At 69.7% G+C, this 5,250-nt stretch carries 4 protein-coding genes and 1 pseudogene; 4 read left to right on the plus strand and 1 reads right to left on the minus strand.

Translation table 11 applies throughout. The annotated features are described in order from the left end of the window. Window positions 1-429 precede the first annotated feature (429 nt). The gene (locus AC0666_RS33840) at window positions 430-1,986 is read right to left on the minus strand and encodes an oxidoreductase (RefSeq protein WP_478709103.1); all 1,557 of its coding nucleotides are present in this window, start codon (window positions 1,984-1,986) and stop codon (window positions 430-432) included. 225 nt (window positions 1,987-2,211) lie between these two features. On the opposite strand from AC0666_RS33840, the pseudogene AC0666_RS33845 reads away from it, so the two are divergent. From AC0666_RS33845 to AC0666_RS33860, 4 genes and pseudogenes are all read left to right on the plus strand, one after another. Further along, a pseudogene (locus AC0666_RS33845) lies at window positions 2,212-2,339 on the plus strand (IS701 family transposase); the annotation flags it as partial. Between the two features lie 185 nt (window positions 2,340-2,524). Then, window positions 2,525-3,472: an aminoglycoside phosphotransferase family protein gene (locus tag AC0666_RS33850; protein ID WP_478709105.1), complete on the plus strand. Its 948-nt coding sequence runs from the start codon at window positions 2,525-2,527 to the stop codon at window positions 3,470-3,472. Between the two features lie 25 nt (window positions 3,473-3,497). Then, window positions 3,498-4,094 carry a dihydrofolate reductase family protein gene (locus tag AC0666_RS33855; protein ID WP_468974631.1) on the plus strand — a complete coding sequence of 199 codons (597 nt, stop codon included), beginning with the start codon at window positions 3,498-3,500 and terminating at the stop codon, window positions 4,092-4,094. 136 nt (window positions 4,095-4,230) lie between these two features. After that, window positions 4,231-5,112, plus strand: a complete 882-nt coding sequence (locus AC0666_RS33860; RefSeq protein WP_478709104.1) for a TetR/AcrR family transcriptional regulator C-terminal domain-containing protein — start codon at window positions 4,231-4,233, stop codon at window positions 5,110-5,112. Window positions 5,113-5,250 lie beyond the last annotated feature (138 nt).

A 5,250-nucleotide genomic window follows, 5' to 3' on the forward strand; every position in this document is an offset into this window, starting at 1 on the left:
ACCCTGTGGGAGAGTAGGACGCCGCCGAACAATCATTGCGGGAAGCCCCGCACCAGCCCTTCCGGGCTCGGTGCGGGGCTTTTCTGCGTTCACGGGCGATTATCGCGTCACGCCTTTTAGAAGGCCATCGGAAGTCGACGAGCGGCGCCCTGACCAGCAGGCGTTCCAGGGATCCTGTGCGTTCTGCGACACCGGGATCGCCTGGGAACACCTGCCGCAGGCACTCGGCCTCGGCTCGGGCATGACCTGCCGGCGCCGTCTGGTCGATGGACCAAGGCCTGCGTGGCCTCGGCTGCAAGCTCCTCGTTGCTGAGCTCCGCAGCGCGAACGCCCTGTTCTTCTCCTGGGCGGCGGTCGATGGCGACATCCACGCAGCCTTCCGCACCCTCGGATGCGCATTGATCTGCTGGCGACCCTCAGCTCTCGCCGCTAGCTCTTCTGCAGGGTGCGGGTGACACCCGCGATGACGGCGGTCGTCAGCACCCAGCCGAAGGTGATCAGCAGGTAGGCCAGACACTGGAGGCTGCCGTTCGACCAGTACCAGGCCGTGCGCTGACCCAGACCACCGATGGGGATCAAGAGGTCGAGTGTGTAGACAAGGGGCTGGAACGGGGTGCCTTCGTCTCGTTTGACCGGGCTGGGCGAGTGAGTGCCGAAAGACAGCGTGCCCAGCAAGGTCAGTGCGAGGAGCCAGACGCCGGCCAGCCAGGGGCGGTAGCCGTAGCCGACGGTCACGTCGAGCAGGTGCCCCCACGCACGCGCGGTCGGAGGCAGAGTCTGACGCCGATGGCGCTGTTTGGCCAGGAGAACGCGGCGGGCGTCGTCGTCGTGGCCTGCCTTCCGGTACCAGCTCGCCAACTGCTCGTACGGCTGGGGGTTGTACCCCGGGCTGCGTCGTATCCACTCCACGCGGCGGGCCACGGAGTCCCGCCGCCCCACGGCCTCCCAGCGCTCGCCCTCCTCGTCCAGCTTGATGGAGCCGTAGACGAAGCCGTCCAGCTCCACCGTGTGCGGCCAGCTGTGGTCGCTGTCGTGGAGGTAGGACACCTGCGCGCCCCGCAGGTCCACGGCGGCGGACGGTGGCCGGGCGAGGGTGAAGTCGAAGTCGACCGCATGCATCAGCAGGGCGACCAATGACGGGCCGCGGCCGTCGAGCGGGCCGTTCAGGACGGCACCTTCAAAGGTCAGGTTGTCCGAGATCCGGGCGCCCCGCAGCCGTACCGTCCCGTTCGCGATGAACCCGTCGGAGAAGTCGAGCGTAGAGGCAGCGGCGTTGTCCAGGGCGAGCACCACCCCGCGCCGGCCGGGGCGTTCCAGTAGTGCGCCCCGCATGTGCAGTCCGCCTGGCAGCTGTGCCCCCATGAGGCGGATTTCGCCGTGCGCGACGAATCCGTCCAGGCAGTAGACGCCGCCCTCCGCGACCAGTCCGCCAGCGGACACTGCCCATTCCCCAGGCGCGGTGATCTTGGCGCCGCTGAGGTTCACGGCACCGCTCACGTGGGCGTTGATGAGCGACAAGGCGGTGACCCCTCGGTGGAAGGGTGAGGCAGAACCGCCTTCCAGACGAGAGCGCCGCAGGTCGAGGCGTCCTTCGATACGGATCAAACCGGCTTCCACGCCCGGCACTCGGCTCCCCACGATGGAAATCGACCGGGCCGACGCTCCGGAGAGGTCCACGCCCTCCTCGAACCAGCAGTCCTCAAGCCAGAGAGCGTGAGCGATCTGTGCGCCGGCCAGGTTGAGGTGCCCGGATATCCGCGCTCCGGCGAGCCGCAGGCACGCGACGGCGCCCGTCTGCGCGGGGTTCCCGCCCTGGAGGAGCGCCACGATCACGGCGGCCCGAACCGTCCGTGCAGGCCCCCACTCCCGACCCTCGGCGACGCGGTCGTCCTCGGGCACACCCGTGCGCAGGTCCACGCGGAGTCCCTCGGAGAACAGATCCCACAACTCACGCTCCGGGGAAGTCAATTCGTCGTATGAGAGCACTCATACAGGGTAGTGATCTCCCTTCGCGCTCGCCTTGCCCTGGCGCGCGGATCGGAGGGTCGGCCCATTCGGTCAGGAGTTCTTGGTAATCCGGCTGACGAGTAGTTCGTATGGCCGGCGGACAAGAAGGTGGCCGTGCCGGAGCAAGAGCAGTGGGCGGTCTTGGTCCAGTGGAAGCGGCGGCACGAGGAAGGCGCCGCCGGCGCGTTGCCGCAGCGGGACCGACAGCGCCTGTCAGCAGGAGCCGGAGCCAAAGGCCGCCGCCTCTACGACTGGGCCCAGGTCGCCATCGACGGCCCGCCTGCAGGCCCGGCCACCAGTCACTGCTCGTGCGGCGGGGCCGGCGCACCGGCGCGTACGACCGCGTCGGTCACGGACCGGGCCGCGATGGAGCGGCAGCTGCAGGTGCCGGTCCGGTGTGAGGACTGGTTGCTACCGCAGCTGTGATGCGGTGAGCGGCCTAACAGGGCGGCAGACAAAAGCGGTTGACCGGTTGTGCGGCTCGGCGGTCGGATGGGGCGTCGTGAGTACTCAGCAGATGAATCCCGGCCTCCACCCCGTCGACGACGACCTCGTACGGCGGCTGATCGCCGGCCAGTTCCCGCAGTGGGCGGGGCTGCCGGTGTCGCGGATGCCGTCCGGGGGGACGGTCAATGCCGTGTACCGGCTCGGCGACCGCATGGCCGTACGGCTGCCGCTGACGCAGGGCGGGGCTCCCGACGTGGTGCTGGAGCGGGAGTGGCTGCCCCGGCTCGCGCCCCGGCTGGCCACGGCCATCCCCGAGGTGCTCGGCGCCGGGCAGCCGGCCGAGGGGTATCCGTGGCCGTGGGCGGTGTACGGGTGGCTGGCGGGGGAGCACCCCGAGGCGGGCGCGCTCAGCCGGCCCGTGCAGCTGGCCCGGGACCTGGCCGGGTTCGTCGCGCAGATGCGGAGCCTGGCCTTGCCGGACGCGCCGGGCGCCTACCGCGGCGGGCTGGTGGCTTCGCTCGACGCGGCGACCCGGGCGGCCATCGAGGAGCTGCGGGGGATCCCGGAGGAGGGCGTCGACTGCGATGCCGTGACCGCCGTATGGGAGGACGCACTGCGGGCTCCGGCCTGGGAAGGGCCGCCGGTGTGGCTGCACGGCGATCTGATGCCGGGCAATCTGTTGGTGGACGGGGTGGGGAGGCTGACGGCGGTGATCGACTTCGGGTGCATGGGCATCGGTGATCCGGCCTGCGACCTGTTCCCCGCGTGGAACCTGCTGCCGGCCGAGGCGAGGGGGATCTTCCGTGACGAGCTCGGTGTGGACGGTGCGACGTGGGCCCGCGGCCGCGGCCGCACGCTTTCCCAGGCGCTGATCGCGCTCCCGTACTACCGCGGCACCAACCCCGCGATGGCCCGCAACGCCCGCCACGTGATCCGGGCGGTGCTGGAAGAACGCGTCGAAACGCGTACGCCCGATACCGATGACTTCCAGGCCGGACGAGGGTCTGCCTTGCTGTAGGTACCGGAGACGAGGAGACCGCGCCGTGCGCATCGTGATCAGTGAGTTCATCAGCCTGGACGGCGTCGTGCAGGCGCCCGGCGGCGCCGAGGAGGACACCGACGGCGGCTTCGCCCACGGCGGGTGGACGCACCCGTTCTTCGACCCCGAGGTGGTGGGCGGTGCCTTCGCCGACGCGATCGCCAAGGCCGAGGCGCTGCTCTTCGGACGGCGTACGTGGCAGGCCATGGCCGGGGCCTGGCCGGAGCGGGCGGGGGACCCGTTCGCGGACCGGATGAACTCCATCCGCAAGTACGTGGTCTCCGAGACGCTGGGCGACGCTGCACTGACGTGGGAGAACACCACCCGTGTCGCGGGCGACGAGGCGGTCGCCCGCATCAGGGAGCTCCACGGGACGGAGGGTGGTGACCTCCTGGTCATGGGCAGTCCCACCCTCGTCCGTACGCTCCTCCGCGAGGGTCTGGTCGACGAGCTGCGGCTCATGATCATGCCGGTGCTCCTGGGCGGGGGTAAGAGGATCTTCCCAGAGGACGGCTCCCGGCGCCGCCTCGAACTGGTCTCCACGGTGGTCAGCCCCACCGGCGTGCACGTGGCCACCTACCGGCCGGTCGCCCGGGGCTGAGCCGGCGACGGGGGCGGGGAATCGCGGGCAGCCTCGGTCCCGTGCCGAGGCCCGCCGTGCCGGCCCCAGGGTGTCGCCATGCCTCGCGACACGTCGACCAAGGAGCAGATCGACCGCACGGCCGTGGAGCTGCTGGATGACGAGGGCCTGGAAGGCCTCAACACTGCGCAGCCTGGGCAAGCGGCTCGGCTCGGCCGCGACCGCGGTCTACTGGCACGTCAAGAACGAGGACAACCTCGTCCGGCTCGCCGGGGACCACGTGTGGGACGAGATCGAGCTGCCCGACCTCGCCGCGATGGACTGGCGGACGGCGGCCACGCGGATGGCCGACAGCCTGCACGCCATGCTCACCCGTCATCCCTGGCTGGTGCAGGCCTTCGGGTCGTACCTCTTCTACGGTCCGGGCAAGGCGCGCCACGACGACCACTCCCTCGCGATCTACGAGGCCGCCGGCTTCGAGGGCGCGGATGCCGACCGCGCGGCTGCCGCCGTCTTCACCTTCGTACTCGGCAGTGCGCTCGGTTCCTCGGCCACCGCCTCGCTGATGCGGCGCCTGCGCCGGGACGGCGGCGATCCGGAGGAGCTGATCCGGGACACCCTGGCGAAGGCCGGCGAGGACGCCATGCAGTACCCCCGGCTGCGGGCCCGCCTCGACACCCCCTCGGCGGACTACAACGCCTCACCTGAGCGGACCTTCGAGTACGCCCTCCAGGCCCTCCTCGACGGGCTGGAGGGCGGCCGGGCGGACGGCTTTGACAGGGTCCGAGGGAGGGTTGTAGAGTTGACGGGTTGCTTGGGAGCCGCACCGGCTCGGCGACACCATCCAGAACAACCCTCGCATCCTCAGAATCGAATTCTGCGGACGCGTACTCGACTCCTCATCCAGGAATCCGAAGCCGGGAAATCCGGTGGAAAACTTCTGATAGAGTCGGAACCGCCGGAAAGGGAAACGCGAAAGCGAGAACCTGGAAAGCAAGCCAACCCGCTTCGACCGGGAATCGGACACGAAAGAGTCTGATAGAGTCGGAGACACGAGAACGAAAGCCCGGAGGAAAGCCCGAGAGGGTGAGTACAAAGGAAGCGTCCGTTCCTTGAGAACTCAACAGCGTGCCAAAAATCAACGCCAGAAGTTGATACCCCGTCCACTTCGGTGGAT

The sequence above is a fragment of the Streptomyces sp. NPDC043680 genome (assembly GCF_056436685.1).